Source organism: Vreelandella subglaciescola, from assembly GCF_900142895.1.
Classification (GTDB): domain Bacteria; phylum Pseudomonadota; class Gammaproteobacteria; order Pseudomonadales; family Halomonadaceae; genus Vreelandella; species Vreelandella subglaciescola.
The window spans coordinates 3,042,937-3,062,860 of record NZ_LT670847.1; the positions used below are offsets into that span (position 1 = coordinate 3,042,937).

Consider the following 19,924-nt stretch of genomic DNA (forward strand, 5'->3'; position numbering starts at 1 on the left):
CACTGTTATGTTGAGAAAGAGACCGTCATGTTAAACGATTTTCGACTACGCGTTACGCCGAGCCTGAAGCGTGCCACCTCACTGCCGCTGGCGCTGACGTTTGCCGCCGCGCTTGGCGGGTGTGCGAGTACGGCGGTGACGACCGAGCCGCAGCCCGAAGACCCGTGGGAAGGCTTTAACCGTAAGGTTTTTGCGTTTAACGACGTGCTTGACCGCTATGCGCTGCGCCCGGTGGCTCAGGGGTACCACACGATTACGCCTGACCCGGTAGAAGACAGCGTTGGTAATTTTTTCTCCAACCTGGGTGAAGTGCGTACGGTGCTTAATAGCCTGCTGCAGGGCAAGGGCGAAAACGCCAGCCGGGCGACGTCGCGTTTGCTGATCAACACCACCGCGGGCGTGGGCGGGCTGTTTGACGTGGCCACAAGGATGGATATTCAGCAGCAGGAAGAAGATTTTGGTCAGACGCTGGCAGCCTGGGGCTGGACCGATTCGCGCTATCTGGTGCTGCCGCTCTTGGGCCCCAGTACGCTGCGCGATACGACCGGCCTGCCGGCTAACATGGCCGCGTACCCGTTGACCTACGTTGACGATGACGCAACCCGAATTCCCCTGCGTGTGTTGCAGCTGATTGATGGTCGGGCAGGGTTTCTTGACCAGGAAGATCTCATTCAGGGCGATCGCTATCGCTTCCTGCGTGACGCCTATTTGCAAAGCCGTGCCTTTAAAATCAATGACGGTGAGCTAGGCGACGACCCGTTCGCCAGTGATAATTTCGAGTTTGATGACGCGGACTTCAGCGACGAAAACGCCGCCGATTGAGGCTTTTTAATGAGGCACGATAAAACGCGGGATGACAAGGCGCTTGCCCGGCTTCAGGCTTGCCGGCAGCGCTACACGCGGCTGGCCGAGCAGAACGAGAGCTTGGAAACCCAGCTGGCGCTGCTGCGCATGGACCAGCAAAGCGGTGGGCATATTCAGCGTCGGCTGCTGCCGGTTCATCCGCGCACGTTCAACGGCGTCCGGTTTGACTACTGGCTGGAGCCTTCGCTGTATTTATCCGGCGATTTTCTGGGGTATCAGCGTTACAGCGCGCGCTACAGCGCGTTTTATTTTGCCGATGTCTCCGGCCACGGGGCTTCATCCGCGTTCGTCACGGTACTCTTGAAGTATCTGTTCTCGCGCTGGCTGCAGATCTGGGATGGCGAGCATCCCGAACGTTTGCCGGCAGACTGGCTTGAATCACTGAATCGCGAGCTCCAGGGTACCGATATTGGCAAGCATGCGACGCTGTTCGTGGGGGTTATTGACCATGACACGCGAACGCTGCACTATTCGCTTGGCGCGCAGCTGCCGATGCCGATACTCAAGACCGGCGCGACGCTGGCGCGACTGAAAGGGGAGGGCATGCCGGTGGGGTTGTTTCCGGATGCGTCTTATCCTGTTCTGAGCTGTACGCTGCCGCCTGACTTCGTCTTATGGCTTTGTTCGGACGGCGTGTTGGAATGCCTGCCGGGCGAAACCCTCGACACGCGGCTCAACGAGCTTGAGCAACTATTGCGTGAAAGTACCACACTTGAGCAGCTGCGCGATCGGCTCGCCTGCGTCAGTACGTCCGTTGACCTGGTTCAGGTGCTACGGCCGGATGAGGCGAGTGACGATCGACAAGCGCTGCCCGACGATTTAACCATCATGATGGTGAGCGGATTTGGCCATGCTGATTGAAGAAGGTCGCATCAAGGCGGCGTTCGATTCCGGGGTGTTTGTCCTCAAGCTGATTGGCGATGTCCGCCTGACGCTGTGTGCAACGCTTGATATTCAGGCGCAACGGCTGGCACAGACGCCGGGGCTTTTCGCGGTCATGATCGACCTGCGCGAAGCCACCAACGTTGATTCCACTGCGCTCGGGTTTCTGGCCAAAGTGGCCATGGCGGTGAACAACCGCCTGGAACAACCGCCCACCATTATCGTGGATAACCCCGACGTGCGTCAGATGCTTGACGTCATGGGCTTCGCCCGCTTTTTTACGCTGCTTGGCGCGCCGCTGCGCCCCGGGCTCGCCGATGCGGTTGAAGACCTTCCCGAGGTGTTGGCGGACGAAAACGGCCTGCGCGAGCGTGTTCTTGAAGCCCACCGCATTTTAATGCACATGAACGAGCACAACCGCGAGCAGTTCCAGCCGCTGGTGGAAATGCTCGAAGCCCAGGACCATACGCCCCGGCACTAGTTGTGCGCGTAGCCCGGCGCTTAGCGGCGCTGGGCCAGCTCGTCCAGCAGCGTTTCCAGCTTTCGCTGATCCGCCATGAACTTACGAATCCCTTCCCCGAGTTTTTCGCCTGCCATCGCATCTTCGTTCATCTGCCAGCGAAACGCCGCCTGATTCAGCGGTGCTTCGGCATTGGCGTCGGCAGCCGCAAGCGCGCCGTCAAGCTGGCGGGCAAGCGTACCCTGTTCATTGTCCAGCTCGTTGAGCAGCTTGGGCGAAATGGTCAATCTATCGCAGCCGGCTAGCGCCTTGATTTCGCCGACGTTGCGAAAGCTGGCGCCCATCACGATCGTCGGGTAGCCGTGGGCCTTGAAGTAGTTATAAATACCCTTGACCGAGATCACACCGGGGTCGTTATGGCCGCTGAAATCAGCCTGTGGGTTTTGCGCTTTGTGCCAGTCAAGAATGCGGCCTACAAACGGTGAAACCAGCGTCGCGCCGGCATCGGCACAGGCCTTGGCCTGGGTAAAGCCGAACAGCAGCGTCAGGTTGGTATGAATACCTTCGCGCTCCAGCTGCGAGGCGGCCTGAATGCCTTCCCACGTCGCGGCAATCTTGATCAGGATGCGCTCGGCGCTTACGCCGGCCTGCTGGTAGCGCTCGATCAGCGAGTGGGCGCGAGCTATGGTGGCGTCGCGGTCAAATGACAGGCGCGCGCTGACCTCTGTGGAAACGTAGCCCGGTACCAGCGCGCTGATTTCGCTACCGATATCCACGGCTACGCGATCAACGGCGGCGTCAATGTCATGGCTGTCACGGGCGATAAGCGCCAGGCGCTCACGCCGGTCTTCTTGCTGTGCGGCCTGCAGGATCAGCGATGGGTTGGTAGTCGCGTCCTGAGGCCGGAAGCGGCGAATCGCATCAAGGTCGCCTGTGTCAGCCACGACGGTGGTCATTTGTTTGAGTTGAGATAGCAGACTTGTGGCCATGTGGCGCTCCTTTGGTGTCGTTGCGCTACTCTAGCAAGGGAGACTCGCGGCGAACAGCGCACCTATCCGGCACTGAATCGTCTATCATTAGCACCCTTACTAGCATATTTTTATATTCAGCCATCTTATGAGTCGTTAGCGCATACGCAATGCGTAAGGAACTGCATGGAACTTAATTCACGCCGCGTGGCACTGCTGGTGGCCGCCAATACGGCGTTGGCACCCTTTGCCATTGATGCTTATTTACCGGCGATGGCGGCACTTGCCGATACGATTCAAGAAAGTATTCATCGCACCGAGCTCTCAATCAGTATTTTTCTCCTCGGTTTTGCGTTGGGACAGCTGTTTTTCGGGCCGCTTTCCGACCGGCTGGGTCGCAAACCCGTGCTGACCGGCGGCCTGAGCGTGTTTGCCGTGGCCAGCTTGGGGCTCACCCAGGTGGAAAGTCTCGACACGTTGTTGCTGCTGCGCTTTATACAGGCGCTGGGGGGCGGTGCCTGCGTGGTGAATTCAGCCGCGATTGTGCGCGACTGCTTCCAGGGCCGCGAGGCGGCCAAGGTCATGTCCACGATGGCGATGATCATGATGCTGGCGCCTCTTGTCGCGCCAAGCGTGGGCAGTGCCTTGCTGCACGCGGTGGATTGGTGGCTTATTTTTGTGTTTTTAGCCGTCTATGCGCTATTTTTACTTTGGCTGTTGGGCACCAAGCTCCCCGAAACCCGGGATATGTCGCTGCCGGTGGCGTCTCCCCGCCAGGTGTTGCGCAACTATGCCAGCATTCTGAAGCACCGTGAGGGCATGGGCTATATCTGTGCAGTGGCGTCATCGTTTGCCGGGCTGTTTGCCTTTATCACCGCCTCGCCGTTTTTGTATCTGGAGTATTTCTCGCTGTCGCCGGCGCTATACCCGTTTGTGTTTGGCGCCAACGTGGTGGTGATTGCGCTGTCCAACCGCGTCAATATTTATCTGCTTAAAACCCGCACGCCACAGCAAAATCTGCGCTTGGGGTTGTTTATTCAGCTGCTCGCGGCTTGTGCATTGGTGTTGGCAACCATGCTGGGGCTGCATAGTTTGCCGGTGGTAGTGATACTGGTGATGTGCTTTACCGGCATGATCGGCTTGATTACCCCCAATTCGATTTCTTCGCTGCTGGATCATTTCGGTCATATCAGCGCGACCGCGACGGCGCTGCTGGGCGGCATTCAGTTTAGCTGCGGTGCGCTTGCCGGCATGATGGTCGGATACTTTGAAGTCGAAAATATGTGGCCGATGGTGCTGACGATGCTGGTGGCATCACTTGGCGGCAACCTTGGCGTGCGCTGGCTGACGCCAGCGCCTGAGTCTGAGCCGGAACCCCGTACCGATCCGCATGCATAGCATACTGATGTGGCTGGATATGGCGCCTGGTACCTGGCTGAGCGCTGCTAGCGTGTTGGTGGTGGGCGCGTTTGTGCAGCGCGCCACAGGATTCGGCCTGGCGGTGGTCAGCGCGCCGCTGCTGCTGATGCTTGAGCCACGACTGGTGCCGGTCATTCTGGTGCTGTTCGGGCTAACGGTGTCGCTGATGATGGTGCGTCATTACCGGCATGAGGTGAGTCTGGGGCCGATCAGCATGGCACTTGTCGGGCGGGTGCCCGGCAATGTGCTGGGCGTGTGGCTGCTGCTTGCCGCGCCCATGGCCGTGATGGAAAAGTTGATTGCCGCCATTGTGCTGTTTGCCGTGCTGGTCACGTTGTTTCGCTTCCGGCTACCGGTGAATCGTGCAACGCTCTTCAGCGCGGGTGTGCTGTCGGGGGTTTTTGGCACCGTGGCCTCTATTGGCGGCCCGCCGATCGTGCTGTTGATGCACGGCCTGCCGCCGGATCGAATGCGCGGTAATCTTGCTGCATTTTTCATTCTGACATCCACTCTTACGCTTCTAACGCTGGCACTGGCCGGGCAGATAAGTGCCTGGCACTTTGGCGTTGCCGCCACACTTTTACCTGCCGTCCTGTTGGGCAATGCGTTGGCTAATCGCATTGCATCAAGGCTGGACAGGCGCTGGCTTCAAGGCGTATCGCTTTCGCTCTGTGCGCTTTCTGCGCTGGGGCTTCTCCTCTAGTAGGCGCCGATTGACGACTTCTCGGGTCAAGCATTTTGGCCTGCTAGCGGCTAAATCCTTTCTGACGTGTTTCTGTCATCAGGTTGTCACCTGATAGCGGCACAGTGTCTCTCGCAACGGTCAGACACTTTGTCGAACAGGAGACACACCCATGAAACGCATCCTCACTACCAGCCTTATTGCTGCGGCGGTCATGAGCGCTGCCGGCGCGGCGCAGGCGCGTGATCAAATCCGCATTGTGGGTTCAAGCACCGTTTACCCTTTTGCCAGCTACGTGACCGAAGAGTTCGGTGCCCTTACCAATTATCCGACGCCGGTTATTGAATCAACCGGTTCAGGCGGCGGGCTGCGACTTTTCTGTAACGGCATTGGAGAGGGCACCCCCGACATCACCAATGCTTCGCGGCGCATGAAAATTTCTGAGTTTGAGCGCTGTGAGAAAAATGGCGTGACCGATATTACTGAAGCCAAAATCGGCTCCGATGGCATTGTGCTAGGTCAGTCGGCCGACAATGAAGCCATTGACCTGAGCCTCAGTCAGCTGTTTCTTGCGGTAGCCGCCAAAGTGCCGGCAGACGGCGAGCTGGTCGATAATCCCAACAAAAAGTGGAGTGATATCGATGCGACACTGCCGGATCGTGAAATCTCCATCTACGGGCCGCCTACTACATCCGGCACGCGCGATGCCTTTGAAGAACTGGTGATGGAGGCTGCCTCGGAAGAAATGGAGGCCTACGGCGGTGAAGGCTATGCCGATATCCGTTCCGACGGCGTTTATATTGATGCAGGCGAGAACGACAACCTGATCGTCAAGCGTCTTGCTAAAGATACCGATGCGTTCGGCATCTTTGGCTATTCTTTCCTGGTGGAAAACCCCGGCATCATTCAGGGGGCCAGCATTGAAGGTGTTAAGCCTGAATCCGAAGCGATCAGTTCGGGAGACTATCCGGTGGCGCGTTCGCTGTGGTTCTACGTGAAAAACCAGCACGCCGATGACGTTGCACCGCTTTATGAGTACGCCAACATGTTCATGGAAGAGCAGATGATTGGCAAAGCTGGCTACCTGATGGATCTGGGGCTGATTCCGCTCCCCGATGCCGAGCGTACCCAAGCACGCAAGCAGGTAGCCGGGCATGAAGCACTGACGCTTGCTGACCTGAAGTAAACCTTGTGGCACGTCACATCAAGCGGCCGGGAGCCGATGCTGCCGGCCCGTTGCCATTGTCTGAGCAATGGCAACGACGGTTTCACGGGTAACGCGAGAAACAGACGATGCAAAGCCAATCGGGTTTTCTTATTTTTTGCGCGGCGCTTGTACTGCTGGGGCTGTTGGCCTTCTTTGCCGGCCGCTATAAGGCAGTGCGTGTGCGCCGTGCCGGAGCATCAATGTATGCGCAGCCGGATCAATATGCCTGGTTCGCGGTACTGTCTACGGCGGGGCCAGCGATACTTGTCGGGGCGCTAGGCGCTTTTTTCCTGTTGCTGCTGAACGTATCTGTTCCCACGTTTTACTGGCTGGCAGTAAGCTTGGCCGTAGCCGGCGCCGGGCTTGCACTGGGGATCGCCCAGGTACGGCCCGCTTTTCATGCGCGTAAAGCCATTGAGCGAGTGATACGTGGAATTCTGGCACTGGCAGCGCTGATCTCGATTGCGGCCACCTTCGGTATTTTATTCTCGATTATTTCAGAAGCGCTGCGCTTCTTTCAGCTGCATAGCCTCTGGGCGTTTTTAACCGGTACCACATGGAGTCCCGGAGCCAGCTTTCTGGCGTCGGCCGGGCGTGGCGATGGTGGCGGTGCCGAGTTCGGTTCAGTGCCGCTGTTTGCCGGCACCTTCATGATCACGTTAATCGCCATGCTGGTTGCGGTACCCATTGGCTTGCTCTCGGCCATCTATATGTCGGAGTACGCGCCGGGACGTGTGCGTACGTTTGCCAAGCCGATGCTTGAGGTGCTGGCCGGTATTCCTACCGTGGTGTACGGTTTTTTTGCCGCGATTACGGTGGCTCCCGTTATCGTGGCCATGGCCGGCTGGGTGGGGCTGGACGCCTCCTACAACAACGCCGTCGCGCCGGGGGTAGTCATGGGCATCATGATTATTCCGTTTATTTCTTCGCTTTCCGACGATGTGATCAATGCGGTTCCCGACAGCATGCGTCAGGGGGCGCTGGCGCTGGGTATGACGCGTGGTGAAACCATTCGTGACGTTGTTGTCCCTGCCGCGTTGCCGGGTATTATTTCCGCCTCGCTTCTGGGCATGTCACGCGCGCTGGGCGAAACCATGATCGTGGTCATGGCGGCGGGCATGCGGCCTAACCTGACGGCTAACCCGTTTGAAGACATGACGACTGTCACAGTGCGTATTGTGGCCGCGCTAACGGGAGATCAGGCGTTTGCTAGTGCTGAAACGCTGTCAGCGTTTGCGCTGGGACTGGTTCTTTTTGTCGTGACGCTGTCGCTGAATCTGGTGTCGGTACTGATGATCCGACGCTTCCGTGAAAAATACCGGGTTAATAATCTGTAACGTCCGAGGCATACGCTAATGAGTCAAACATTTGATGACATAAGCCGGCAGCTGGGTCGTCGCCATCGCCGCTCGGCACGATTAAAATGGATTTCCATGTCGGCATTGGGGTTGGCTGGTCTGTTTTTGCTGTGGTTTTTCAGCGATATGTTGGGTAAAGGCTTGCCCGCGTTTCAGCAGGCCTACATCAAAACAACTATCCAGTATTCACAGCAGGCCTCCCAAGACGGTCGGAAAGCGATTGATCAGGCGCTTGTGCCGCTTGTCAGCCGTACTGAAGTGCGAGGAATACCCCTGTTATTACGCAATCACCCTGCCAGGGTGGGAACTCAAGAGTCTCGTTGGCTGTTGACGAAAAGTGAGGTGGATCAATACCTCAAAGGACACCGGCATACGCTCAACGCACAGGAGCAGGCAGATATTCAGCGCCGAGTGGGTTCAGGGCAGATAGCCTTGCGATTCAATACTGCATTTTTTACTCAAGGGGACTCAAGGATTGCCGAAAGTGCGGGCCTGCTATCAGCTGTTGTCGGCACTGTCATGACCATGATTGTGACTCTATCAATCGCTTTTCCGATTGGTGTCATGACGGCGATATATCTTGAAGAATTTGCGCCTGATAACTGGTTCACTCGAATTATTGAAATAAATATCAATAATCTAGCCGCTATCCCATCCATTCTATTTGGTCTGCTGGGGCTGGCCATTTTTATTAATTTCTTCGGTGTGCCACGTTCCTCGCCTCTGGCCGGTGGGATGACTCTGGCGCTGATGACGCTGCCTATTATTATCATTTCCACCCGTACGGCCTTACGCAGCGTGCCGGATTCGATTCGTCATGCGGCCTTCGGCGTTGGTTGTTCTCAGTGGCAGGTGGTCCGCGATCATGTCCTGCCGCTGGCAATGCCGGGCATCATGACGGGTTCCATCATCGGCCTTGCCCAGGCAATGGGTGAAACCGCGCCGTTGATTATCGTGGGGATGGTGGCATTTATCCCTGACGTAGGCGCTTCGTTTACCAATGCTGCGACCGTTATGCCGGCGCAAATATTCACCTGGGCCGGGGAGCCGGAAAAAGCCTTTGTGGAAAAAACCGCCGGCGGCATTCTGGTGCTTCTTTCAGTGCTTATTTCGTTGAATGCGTTTGCCGTGGTACTGCGCAAAAAATTTGAATGCCGCTGGTAAGCAGCCGCAACCAAGGAATCCGCTATGAATCATCCTGTTATGAGCGACCCCGTGATGAACAACCAGATGCGGGGAATACCTTCGCCGGGCACGCCAGCCATTGGCCAGCCTCTGACCACTAATGAGCAGGCGTGTCATGAATTAAGCATTCGCGTGCGTGATCTGGACCTGTGGTATGGCACTACTCAAGCACTGAAGGGGCTCAACATTGACCTTTTCCAGAATAATATTACCGCGCTTATAGGGCCTTCCGGGTGCGGTAAATCGACGTTTTTGCGCTGTTTGAATCGTATGAATGACCTGATTCCCAGCGTAAGCCTGAGTGGGCTGGTGGAAATGGACGGGCGAGATGTCAATTCATCCAAGATGGATGAAATAGCGCTACGTCGGCGTGTGGGCATGGTGTTTCAAAAGCCCAATCCGTTTCCCAAGTCGATTTATGAAAATATCGCGTATGCGCCTCGCATGCACGATCTGGTTAGCCGGAAACCCGATCAGGATGAACTGGTAGAACGAGCGCTACGCGATGCGGGGCTGTGGGAAGAAGTCAAAGATAAACTCCAGGCGCCGGGTACCTCGCTGTCTGGTGGTCAGCAGCAGCGTCTGTGTATTGCTCGTGCCATTGCCGTACAGCCTGATGTCATCTTGATGGATGAGCCGACCTCGGCGCTTGATCCGATTTCGACGGCAACGATTGAAGATCTCATGGATCGCCTGAAAGAAAAGTTCACTATCATTACTGTCACGCATAACATGCAACAGGCCGCGCGTGTTGCTGACTACACGGCCTTTTTTCATCTAGGTGAAATTATCGAATACAACGATACGCGAGTCATGTTTTCGACGCCGGCGAATAAAAAGACCGAAGACTATATCTCCGGGCGCTATGGCTAAGAGGCGTTATTTCGCTATTATTTTCATAGACCCCTTGCCAACGCAGTCATCAGGCCGTAGAGTAAGCACTCGCTGCCGACGACGTCTCACGTCACCGGCGGTGGTAGAGCCTTAAAAGCTCTTGTTTGTCAGGCAGTTAGCGCTTCGGTTTACGTTTTGTTTTTCGATAACCGGTTTTGAAAGCGCCCTTGACAAACACCATGGAATGCGTAGAATACGCCTTCTTCGCAGCAACGTTAGCCGCTGAGTCACTAGCGACAACGACACGTTGTTCAGGGTAAGTTTTTATGACTCACCCCGCGACACGCTCTTTAACAAGTTGATCAGGTAATTCATGTGGGCGCTTGCCTGAGTGGGTGACAAATCACCTATTATCAAGGCAAGCGACTCGTCAAAGATGAAACGGCTTCGGCCGTTGAGTTTTTTTGAGAACGTTTGAAACCTTGAGCCAAGTTTGATTCGCTTTTTCCCAACGCCTACGGGTGGCGGGAGAGTAAGAATCACAATGATTGTAAACTGAAGAGTTTGATCATGGCTCAGATTGAACGCTGGCGGCAGGCTTAACACATGCAAGTCGAGCGGAAACGATCCTAGCTTGCTAGGAGGCGTCGAGCGGCGGACGGGTGAGTAATGCATAGGAATCTACCCAGTCGTGGGGGATAACGTGGGGAAACCCACGCTAATACCGCATACGCCCTACGGGGGAAAGAAGGGGCCTTCGGGCCTTTCGCGATTGGATGAGCCTATGTCGGATTAGCTGGTTGGTGGGGTAATGGCTCACCAAGGCAACGATCCGTAGCTGGTTTGAGAGGATGATCAGCCACATCGGGACTGAGACACGGCCCGAACTCCTACGGGAGGCAGCAGTGGGGAATATTGGACAATGGGCGCAAGCCTGATCCAGCCATGCCGCGTGTGCGAAGAAGGCCCTCGGGTTGTAAAGCACTTTCAGTGAGGAAGAACGCCGTCGGGTTAATACCCCGGCGGAAAGACATCACTCACAGAAGAAGCACCGGCTAACTCCGTGCCAGCAGCCGCGGTAATACGGAGGGTGCGAGCGTTAATCGGAATTACTGGGCGTAAAGCGCGCGTAGGCGGCTTGATCAGCCGGTTGTGAAAGCCCCGGGCTCAACCTGGGAACAGCATCCGGAACTGTCAGGCTAGAGTGCAGGAGAGGAAGGTAGAATTCCCGGTGTAGCGGTGAAATGCGTAGAGATCGGGAGGAATACCAGTGGCGAAGGCGGCCTTCTGGACTGACACTGACGCTGAGGTGCGAAAGCGTGGGTAGCAAACAGGATTAGATACCCTGGTAGTCCACGCCGTAAACGATGTCGACCAGCCGTTGGGATCCTTGAGATCCTTGTGGCGAAGTTAACGCGATAAGTCGACCGCCTGGGGAGTACGGCCGCAAGGTTAAAACTCAAATGAATTGACGGGGGCCCGCACAAGCGGTGGAGCATGTGGTTTAATTCGATGCAACGCGAAGAACCTTACCTACCCTTGACATCTACAGAAGCCGAGAGAGATCTTGGTGTGCCTTCGGGAACTGTAAGACAGGTGCTGCATGGCTGTCGTCAGCTCGTGTTGTGAAATGTTGGGTTAAGTCCCGTAACGAGCGCAACCCTTGTCCTTATTTGCCAGCGCGTAATGGCGGGAACTCTAAGGAGACTGCCGGTGACAAACCGGAGGAAGGTGGGGACGACGTCAAGTCATCATGGCCCTTACGGGTAGGGCTACACACGTGCTACAATGGCCGGCACAAAGGGCTGCAAACTCGCGAGAGTAAGCGAATCCCATAAAGCCGGTCTCAGTCCGGATCGGAGTCTGCAACTCGACTCCGTGAAGTCGGAATCGCTAGTAATCGTGAATCAGAATGTCACGGTGAATACGTTCCCGGGCCTTGTACACACCGCCCGTCACACCATGGAAGTGGACTGCACCAGAAGTGGTTAGCCTAACTTCGGAAGGCGATCACCACGGTGTGGTTCATGACTGGGGTGAAGTCGTAACAAGGTAGCCGTAGGGGAACCTGCGGCTGGATCACCTCCTTAAACGATGCGTCATCCGCCAGGCAAGCGTTCACAATGAATTACCTGATCGATATTGTGTATGGGCAGCGGTAAGTCGACAGACTTACCACTGCGTTTACGCAGTTGCTCTTTAACAATGTATATCATGCTGATAAAAACCGATGGTTTCGTTAAGAATTCTGTTTTAATGTTTTTAAAACAAGAGCTTGATGAAAGCATCATGTGATACGTCTCAAGCGTATCCGGCAATAATCGTTGTCATTGCGACCCCGACTCCTTCGGGTTATAGGGTCAAGCAATGAAGCGCACACGGTGGATGCCTAGGCAGCCAGAGGCGATGAAAGACGTTGTAGCCTGCGATAAGCGTCGGTGAGGTGGCAAACAACCTGCGACCCGGCGATCTCTGAATGGGGAAACCCACTCACCATAAGGTGAGTATCGCATCCTGAATACATAGGGATGCGAGGCGAACCGGGGGAACTGAAACATCTCAGTACCCCGAGGAAAAGAAATCAACCGAGATTCCCCCAGTAGCGGCGAGCGACCGGGGACCAGCCCTTAAGCGTGTGACTGATTAGACAAAGGCATTGGGAAATGCCGCCATAGTGGGTGATAGCCCCGTAGTCGAAAATCTGATCGCGTGAAATCGAGTAGGTCGGGGCACGAGAAACCTTGACTGAAGACGGGGGGACCATCCTCCAAGGCTAAATACTCCTGGCTGACCGATAGTGAACCAGTACCGTGAGGGAAAGGCGAAAAGAACCCCAGTGAGGGGAGTGAAATAGATCCTGAAACCGTGTGCGTACAAGCAGTAGGAGCAGACTTGTTCTGTGACTGCGTACCTTTTGTATAATGGGTCAGCGACTTATTTTCAGTAGCGAGCTTAACCGATTAGGGGAGGCGTAGGGAAACCGAGTCTTAACAGGGCGAACAGTTGCTGGGAATAGACCCGAAACCGGGCGATCTACCCATGGCCAGAGTGAAGGTTGAGTAACATCAACTGGAGGCTCGCACCCAAGTATGTTGAAAAATGCTGGGATGAGCTGTGGGTCGGAGTGAAAGGCTAATCAAGCCCGGAGATAGCTGGTTCTCCTCGAAAGCTATTTAGGTAGCGCCTCACGTATCACCGCCGGGGGTAGAGCACTGTTTCGGCTAGGGGGTCATCCCGACTTACCAACCCGAGGCAAACTCCGAATACCGGTGAGTGCGAGCGTGGGAGACACACAGCGGGTGCTAACGTCCGTTGTGAAAAGGGAAACAACCCAGACCGTCAGCTAAGGTCCCGAAATCCTGGTTAAGTGGGAAACGATGTGGGAAGGCTCAGACAGCTAGGAGGTTGGCTTAGAAGCAGCCATCCTTTAAAGAAAGCGTAATAGCTCACTAGTCGAGTCGGCCTGCGCGGAAGATGTAACGGGGCTAAACCAGGTACCGAAGCTACGGGTTCATCCTATGGATGAGCGGTAGAGGAGCGTCGTGTAAGCCGATGAAGGTGGATTGAGAAGTCTGCTGGAGGTATCACGAGTGCGAATGCTGACATGAGTAACGATAAAGGGCGTGAAAAACGCCCTCGCCGGAAGACCAAGGGTTTCTGTTCGACGCTAATCGAAGCAGAGTGAGTCGGCTCCTAAGGCGAGGCCGAAAGGCGTAGTCGATGGAAAACGGGTCAATATTCCCGTACCTCACAGTATTGCGAAGGGGGGACGAAGAAGGCTAGGTGAGCCAGGCGTTGGTTGTCCTGGTGAAAGTCCGTAGGCTGGGAGTCCAGGTAAATCCGGATTCCTAAGGCCGAGAGACGAGACGAAGACACCACGGTGTTGAAGTCATTGATGCCACGCTTCCAGGAAAAGCCTCTAAGCCTCAGATACTGCGAGACCGTACCCCAAACCAACACAGGTGGTCAGGGTGAGAATCCTAAGGCGCTTGAGAGAACTCGGGTGAAGGAACTAGGCAAAATGGTGCCGTAACTTCGGGAGAAGGCACGCCGGCGTAGGGTGACGAGACTTGCTCTCAGAGCCCGAACCGGTCGAAGATACCAGGTGGCTGCAACTGTTTACTAAAAACACAGCACTCTGCTAACGCGCAAGCGGACGTATAGGGTGTGACGCCTGCCCGGTGCCGGAAGGTTAAATGATGGTGTTAGCTTCGGCGAAGCACTTGATTGAAGCCCCGGTAAACGGCGGCCGTAACTATAACGGTCCTAAGGTAGCGAAATTCCTTGTCGGGTAAGTTCCGACCTGCACGAATGGCGTAATGATGGCCACGCTGTCTCCACCCGAGACTCAGTGAAATTGAAATCGCCGTGAAGATGCGGTGTACCCGCGGCTAGACGGAAAGACCCCGTGAACCTTTACTATAGCTTCACACTGAACGCTGATGTTGCCTGTGTAGGATAGCTGGGAGGCTTTGAACTCCGGTCGCCAGATCGGAGGGAGCCACCCTTGAAATACCAGCCTGGCATCATTGGCGTTCTCACTCGGGTCCGTAATCCGGATCGAGGACCGTGTGTGGTGGGTAGTTTGACTGGGGCGGTCTCCTCCTAAAGCGTAACGGAGGAGCACGAAGGTACCCTCAGCACGGTCGGACATCGTGCAATGAGTGCAAGAGCATAAGGGTGCTTGACTGCGAGACTGACACGTCGAGCAGGTGCGAAAGCAGGTTCTAGTGATCCGGTGGTTCTGTATGGAAGGGCCATCGCTCAACGGATAAAAGGTACTCCGGGGATAACAGGCTGATACCGCCCAAGAGTTCACATCGACGGCGGTGTTTGGCACCTCGATGTCGGCTCATCACATCCTGGGGCTGAAGTCGGTCCCAAGGGTATGGCTGTTCGCCATTTAAAGTGGTACGCGAGCTGGGTTTAGAACGTCGTGAGACAGTTCGGTCCCTATCTGCCGTGGGCGTAGGATGTTTGAGAAGGGCTGCTCCTAGTACGAGAGGACCGGAGTGGACGCATCTCTGGTGTTCCGGTTGTCACGCCAGTGGCATTGCCGGGTAGCTAAATGCGGACGGGATAACCGCTGAAAGCATCTAAGCGGGAAGCCCCCTTCAAGATGAGACATCCCCGAGGCCAAGAGCCTCCTGAAGGGCCCAGCAAGACGAGCTGGTTGATAGGCACGGTGTGGAAGCGCTGCAAGGCGTTGAGCTAACGTGTACTAATGGCCCGTGAGGCTTGACCCTATAACACCCAAGGGGTTGGCGTCGCAGGACAACGATAAGCAAGAACGTCGGATACGCGAGACGATCACAGATTTTTATCCTCGGCTGAGCCAAACTCGGCAGCATGATATACAACCCGTTTCGCCTGACGACCATAGCGTGCGTGAACCACCTGATCCCTTGCCGAACTCAGTCGTGAAACCGCTCAGCGCCGATGGTAGTGTGGGGTCTCCCCATGCGAGAGTAGGTCATCGTCAGGCACTTATACCGCAATCAACCCAGCCACCAGGCTGGGTTTTTTGTGTGCATGGAAGAAAAGTGGCAAGAGAAGGAAAGTTTGCCTGGCACAGCAGCCATGAGATGGAGAAAGCGAGATACAAAAGCACAGAGTGTTTAAAGAGGGGGGAAAGCTGAGGAGGAAAGGTTACGTGTGGCAGGTAAGGTACACTCCGGAGGAAAAGACAGCCGTGGCGCCCGGAGTGCAGGTTGGATTAGCTGATTGGTTGAAGCGTGGGCAGGCGGCTTAGCGGTGGTACTGTTTTTCGCGTTCGGGCTGCCAAAAGATGGCATCAATACGCAGGCGTGCCTTGCCGTTGTTGGGTAGCGGCCAGTCAGCGACATCGCCAATCTTGAGCCCAATAAGTCCTGCTCCAATCGGAGCCATTACTGAAATGGCATCTTCTACGCTATCCATGGCGTGCGGGTAGACAAGGGTACGAATCATCTGGCGATTGCGTTCCATGTCGGTAAACTGAATCTGGCTGTTCATGCTGACAACATTATCGGGAACATCTGCGGGATCGACGACCTCGCCACGAGTTAACTCCGCCTCAAGCAATTCGGCAACGGCCATGTCCTTTTCGGAGGCATCGTCAATCAGACGCTGCAGGCGCTCGGCATCGAGTCGATTAATCAGGATAGGCGGACGATATCCCATGTTGCTCTCCTTGGAATAGAAAATGCAAACGCGTAATAACCAATAAAAACAGTCCTTCCCCATAAAATGGAGAAGGACTGCTACCGCTTACTAGTCTACGCTATTTACACACTTAAAACGATCAGACAACACCCTGATCGATCATGGCGTCAGCGACCCGGCGGAAGCCGGCAATGTTGGCGCCGAGTACCAGGTTAGTCGGTTCGTCAAACTCTGCCGCGGTATCGGCACACTGCTGGTGGATGTTGGCCATGATAGCCTTGAGTTTCTCATCCACTTTTTCCAGCGGCCATTGTTCCATGCTGCTGTTTTGCGCCATTTCCAGCTGGCTGGTAGCGACCCCGCCGGCGTTGGCTGCCTTGCCCGGGCCATACGCAATGCCGGCCTCGAGAAAGCGATCAACGGCGTCCGCGGTAGACGGCATGTTGGCACCTTCACTAATGCAGGTGACGCCGTTTTTCAGTAGTGCCTCGGCGTCGGTTGCAGTGAGTTCGTTCTGGGTGGCGCAGGGAAACGCGATATCCGCTTTGATATGCCATACGGCATGGCCATTTTCCGGATAGTCGTCAGCGGTAATGTACTGGGCGCCCGGGCGCTGTTCCCGATACGCCTCGAGAGACGTGCGCTTGACTTCCTTGAGCTCCTCCAGGTCGATACCGTCGGCATCATGTAACGTGCCGCCCGAATCAGAGCAGGTAATCGGTTTAGCGCCGAGTTCGAGCAGTTTTTCAATGGTATAGATGGCCACGTTGCCCGCGCCTGACACCAGGCAGGTTTGTCCTTCAATGCTTTCACTGCGCGCTTTGAGCATGTTTTGCGCAAAGTAAACGGCGCCATAACCAGTGGCTTCTTTGCGGCCAATAGAGCCGCCCCAGTTCAGCCCTTTACCGGTCAGAATACCTTCGTAGCGACCGGTCATGCGCTTGTACTGTCCGTAAAGATAACCAACTTCTCGTGCGCCAACGCCGATATCGCCGGCGGGAACGTCAGTAGTGGGGCCGATATGACGATACAGCTCGGTCATGAATGACTGGCAGAAGCGCATGATCTCGGCATTGGATTTGCCTTTGGGATCAAAGTTGGAGCCGCCTTTGCCGCCGCCGATGGGGAGGCCGGTGAGCGCATTTTTGAAAATCTGCTCAAAGCCCAGGAACTTGATGGTGCCGGACGTAACGCTGGGGTGAAAACGCAGGCCACCTTTGTACGGACCCAGCGCTGAATTGAACTGTACTCGATATCCCTTATTGACCTGTGCATAGCCGTTGTCATCTACCCAGCAGATACGAAACATGATCTGGCGTTCGGGTTCTACAATACGCTCGATGATGTTGTGCTCAAGGTAGTGCGGGCAGCGCTTGAACAGCGGGCGCAGGCATTCAAGCACCTCTTCGGCCGCCTGATAAAATTCGGTTTGCGCCGGGCTGCTTTGCTTCAAGCTTGTCAGGGTGTCATGTACATAGGTTTCAAGATGGCTGCTGGTGTCCTGTGCCTCGATCATGGTTTTTGTACCTTGTGCGTTAATGAGTGTGCAGATGAAGAAAGCACTCTATTAGATCATAATATGCGATTAATGCATACCCTATGCGTGATTGTCCGATGTTACGTGCGCACCTTTAAAATAAAAGTGGCGCAGCAGTAGGACGCTCTCGATGTCATGGATGCCAGTAGGGGCTTTTTAAGAACAACGCGTGTGCTGGGCAGGTGCCATTAGCATGCTAGAATGCCGCACTATTTTGCTATGACACGTGAGGTGTCCAGGTGAGTCAGATGCTTCCGGCAACGTGGCTGGTTTACTGCCGACAAGGTTTTGAGCGCGATGCGCTGGCGGAGCTTGAGTATTATGCTGCGCAGTGCGATGCCTGTGTACAGGGTCACGCGGGTGAAGGCTGGGCGAGTGTCGCGCGTACAGACGGCGAGACAATTAATGCCCTACAGCGCGCGGTGCCTTTTGCCCGGCTGGTTTTTGCACGGCAGAGCCTTGTGGCTCTGCCGACGCTTACGCTTTCCCGGGAGGATCGACTTGGTGCTATTGCCAGACAGGTGGTGGAAGCCGGCTGGAGCTTTGAGAGTATCTGGCATGAAACGCCGGATACCAATGAGGGAAAGGCGCTGGGTCGGCTGGCAAAAGCGCTGACGCGTCCTCTGCAAAGCACGTTGAAAAAAAACGGTGCACTGCGGCGCAAAGCCGGTGGAAGGCGTTTGCACCTGTTGTGGCTGTCAGGCGATCAGGTGCAACTGGGGATGAGCTTTCCCGGCAACCGCAGCGAGCTTGTTGGCGGTATTCGGCGGCTGCGTTCTCCTTCGCGCGCGCCGAGCCGCTCAACGCTGAAGCTGGAGGAGGCCTGGCACGAGTTTGTGCCGCGTGATGAATGGGACGTTCGGCTGGCGGAGGGAATGCAGGCGGCGGATCTTGGCGCAGCCCCCGGAGGCTGGACATGGCAGCTTGTGCAGCGCGGCATGCATGTGTATGCCATTGATAATGGCCCCATGAATAAAGCGTTAATGGCGACGGGGCAGGTCGACCATCTGGCTGAAGACGGCTTTATTTGGGAACCGCCCCAGCGCCTTGACTGGCTGGTATGCGACATTGTGGATAAGCCGGCGCGTGTGCTTGCCATGATGGAGCGCTGGCTGGTGCGCCGCTGGTGCCGCGAGGCGGTGTTTAACCTGAAGCTGCCGATGAAAAAACGCTGGGAGGAGGTGCAGCGTGGTCTAAGCGAACTGGAGCATGCGTTGGATCAGGCGGGCGTCAAGGCAACCGTTGCGTGTCGTCACCTGTATCACGACCGCGAAGAAGTGACGGTGCATGTGCGGCTAACGGATCGCTTTTAAGCCGTTGGCACAACCGGGCATGACATGCCCGCCCAGTGATAACCTTGATCATGCCTTTTCCTTGAGCGAGACCCCAAATGGCGAACCCGATAGACACGTTACCCGCCCATGATGCTCTGCTGGACACCAGCGGGCTTTATTGCCCGGAACCCATCATGCTGATGCACAATAAAGTACGCGATATGGCGCCGGGTGAAGTGCTGCAAGTGGTAGCGACCGACCCTGCCACCACTCGGGATGTACCGAAATTTTGCCAGTTCCTCGGCCATGAGCTGATGGAGCAGCACACGGCCGGTGAGTCTTACCGATATTTTATTCGGCTGGCATCCTGAGTGAGCCTGTATCACCGCTTATGACGGCGGCACGGCGATCAGAGCCAGCGCTTCGAGCGTAGCCGGGTCTTCTTCCAGAATGCGACCGGCAATGTGCCGCTGAAAGAAATACAGCCGTGGGTGGCGCGCTCGGGCGCTGTACAGGCAGTCGTCGCCGAGCAGTACCGGCGTCATCGTGACCTGTTCTTCGTCGGCGAGCAGGGCATCAATGCTGCCATCGCTGTACAGTGACCAGCCGTGCACGGGCTTCATTTGCCAGGGCGCGTCGGGGGTGTCCATACACAGCGCGTGGGTCCCCTGAGTATCGGGCAACTGCTGAATCAGCGTGATGCCGTTTGACGCTTCGTATTCAAAATACGTGGCGGCAGCAAGCAGTTCGTCGTGTTTGTGCTCAGGGGGAGTAGTAAATATTTCTTCGGTTTCCGGATCACGGTAGCCGATAAAGCATCCGTTTTCCTGGCTGTTGATACGCTGGCAGGGAGTGAGCGTGGCCATCCAGGGCACCAGCCCGACGATGCTGCCGTCCTGATTGAGCCCCCAGGCCAGAATGGGGATGGCGTAACAGGTCTCCGTGTTGGCCTCGAGCTGATAGAGCATTTCCAGCCCATCAAGCTCAGGCGCCAAGCGCACCAGCTGCTGTTGTGCCTGGTGGCGCTTACGTACCGTTTCCAGATCGATGACCTGGGCAGAGCGGGGTGACAAGGATGCGCCCATGATGTCCCTCCTGATGCTGCATGGT

Annotated in this window: 14 protein-coding genes, 3 rRNA genes and 1 pseudogene; 14 read left to right on the plus strand and 4 right to left on the minus strand. The window is 55.9% G+C overall.

What is annotated here, in order from left to right:
- The first annotated feature begins 27 nt into the window (after positions 1–27).
- The 3 genes and pseudogenes from B5495_RS14185 to B5495_RS14195 all read left to right on the plus strand — a co-directional run bounded on the left by B5495_RS14185 (position 28) and on the right by B5495_RS14195 (position 2,227).
- Complete coding sequence (locus B5495_RS14185) at positions 28–822, plus strand: MlaA family lipoprotein (protein WP_079554745.1); 795 nt, start codon at positions 28–30, stop codon at positions 820–822.
- 78 nt (positions 823–900) lie between these two features.
- Positions 901–1,725, plus strand: a pseudogene (locus B5495_RS14190) (PP2C family protein-serine/threonine phosphatase); the annotation flags it as partial.
- A complete protein-coding gene (locus B5495_RS14195; RefSeq protein ID WP_079554749.1) occupies positions 1,715–2,227 on the plus strand; it encodes an STAS domain-containing protein in 513 nt (170 codons plus the stop codon). The pseudogene B5495_RS14190 and the gene B5495_RS14195, both read left to right, overlap by 11 nt.
- A gap of 20 nt (positions 2,228–2,247) precedes the next feature.
- On the opposite strand, the gene tal is transcribed toward B5495_RS14195, so the two are convergent.
- Positions 2,248–3,195, minus strand: a complete 948-nt coding sequence (gene tal / locus B5495_RS14200) for a transaldolase (RefSeq protein WP_079554751.1) — start codon at positions 3,193–3,195, stop codon at positions 2,248–2,250.
- A gap of 165 nt (positions 3,196–3,360) precedes the next feature.
- On the opposite strand from tal, the gene B5495_RS14205 reads away from it, so the two are divergent.
- From B5495_RS14205 to rrf, 9 genes are all read left to right on the plus strand, one after another.
- Positions 3,361–4,572, plus strand: a complete 1,212-nt coding sequence (locus tag B5495_RS14205; RefSeq protein WP_079554753.1) for a Bcr/CflA family multidrug efflux MFS transporter — start codon at positions 3,361–3,363, stop codon at positions 4,570–4,572.
- The gene (locus B5495_RS14210; RefSeq protein WP_079554755.1) at positions 4,565–5,296 is read left to right on the plus strand and encodes a sulfite exporter TauE/SafE family protein; all 732 of its coding nucleotides are present in this window, start codon (positions 4,565–4,567) and stop codon (positions 5,294–5,296) included. The genes B5495_RS14205 and B5495_RS14210 overlap by 8 nt, the downstream gene beginning before the upstream one ends.
- A 151-nt stretch (positions 5,297–5,447) precedes the next feature.
- On the plus strand, positions 5,448–6,461 hold the full coding sequence (locus tag B5495_RS14215) for a substrate-binding domain-containing protein (protein WP_079554756.1): 1,014 nt from the start codon (positions 5,448–5,450) through the stop codon (positions 6,459–6,461).
- Positions 6,462–6,568: 107 nt separating this feature from the next.
- Positions 6,569–7,819 (plus strand): phosphate ABC transporter permease subunit PstC, encoded by a 1,251-nt coding sequence (gene pstC / locus B5495_RS14220; RefSeq protein WP_079554758.1) that lies wholly within the window; start codon positions 6,569–6,571, stop codon positions 7,817–7,819.
- A gap of 18 nt (positions 7,820–7,837) precedes the next feature.
- Positions 7,838–9,004: a phosphate ABC transporter permease PstA gene (gene pstA / locus B5495_RS14225; protein WP_079554760.1), complete on the plus strand. Its 1,167-nt coding sequence runs from the start codon at positions 7,838–7,840 to the stop codon at positions 9,002–9,004.
- Positions 9,005–9,058: 54 nt separating this feature from the next.
- A complete protein-coding gene (pstB, locus tag B5495_RS14230; RefSeq protein ID WP_079555121.1) occupies positions 9,059–9,898 on the plus strand; it encodes a phosphate ABC transporter ATP-binding protein PstB in 840 nt (279 codons plus the stop codon).
- A 513-nt stretch (positions 9,899–10,411) separates the two neighbouring features.
- Positions 10,412–11,949, plus strand: a 16S ribosomal RNA gene (locus tag B5495_RS14235).
- 268 nt (positions 11,950–12,217) lie between these two features.
- A 23S ribosomal RNA gene (locus B5495_RS14240) occupies positions 12,218–15,105 on the plus strand.
- Between the two features lie 123 nt (positions 15,106–15,228).
- Positions 15,229–15,344 (plus strand): 5S ribosomal RNA (gene rrf, locus B5495_RS14245).
- The 16S, 23S and 5S rRNA genes sit together here, the layout of an rRNA operon.
- Before the next feature lie 263 nt (positions 15,345–15,607).
- Here the strand turns inward: rrf and rnk are convergent.
- Complete coding sequence (gene rnk, locus B5495_RS14250) at positions 15,608–16,021, minus strand: nucleoside diphosphate kinase regulator (RefSeq protein WP_079554762.1); 414 nt, start codon at positions 16,019–16,021, stop codon at positions 15,608–15,610.
- A gap of 121 nt (positions 16,022–16,142) precedes the next feature.
- Positions 16,143–17,519: an NADP-specific glutamate dehydrogenase gene (gene gdhA, locus B5495_RS14255; protein ID WP_079554764.1), complete on the minus strand. Its 1,377-nt coding sequence runs from the start codon at positions 17,517–17,519 to the stop codon at positions 16,143–16,145.
- A 269-nt stretch (positions 17,520–17,788) separates the two neighbouring features.
- Between gdhA and rlmM the strand changes: the two genes are divergently transcribed.
- Complete coding sequence (gene rlmM / locus B5495_RS14260) at positions 17,789–18,853, plus strand: 23S rRNA (cytidine(2498)-2'-O)-methyltransferase RlmM (protein WP_079554766.1); 1,065 nt, start codon at positions 17,789–17,791, stop codon at positions 18,851–18,853.
- 77 nt (positions 18,854–18,930) lie between these two features.
- Positions 18,931–19,185 carry a sulfurtransferase TusA gene (gene tusA / locus B5495_RS14265; RefSeq protein WP_079554768.1) on the plus strand — a complete coding sequence of 85 codons (255 nt, stop codon included), beginning with the start codon at positions 18,931–18,933 and terminating at the stop codon, positions 19,183–19,185.
- 18 nt (positions 19,186–19,203) lie between these two features.
- Here tusA and B5495_RS14270 read toward each other — a convergent pair whose 3' ends face one another.
- The gene (locus B5495_RS14270) at positions 19,204–19,899 is read right to left on the minus strand and encodes a hypothetical protein (protein ID WP_079554769.1); all 696 of its coding nucleotides are present in this window, start codon (positions 19,897–19,899) and stop codon (positions 19,204–19,206) included.
- Between the last annotated feature and the right edge of the window lie 25 nt (positions 19,900–19,924).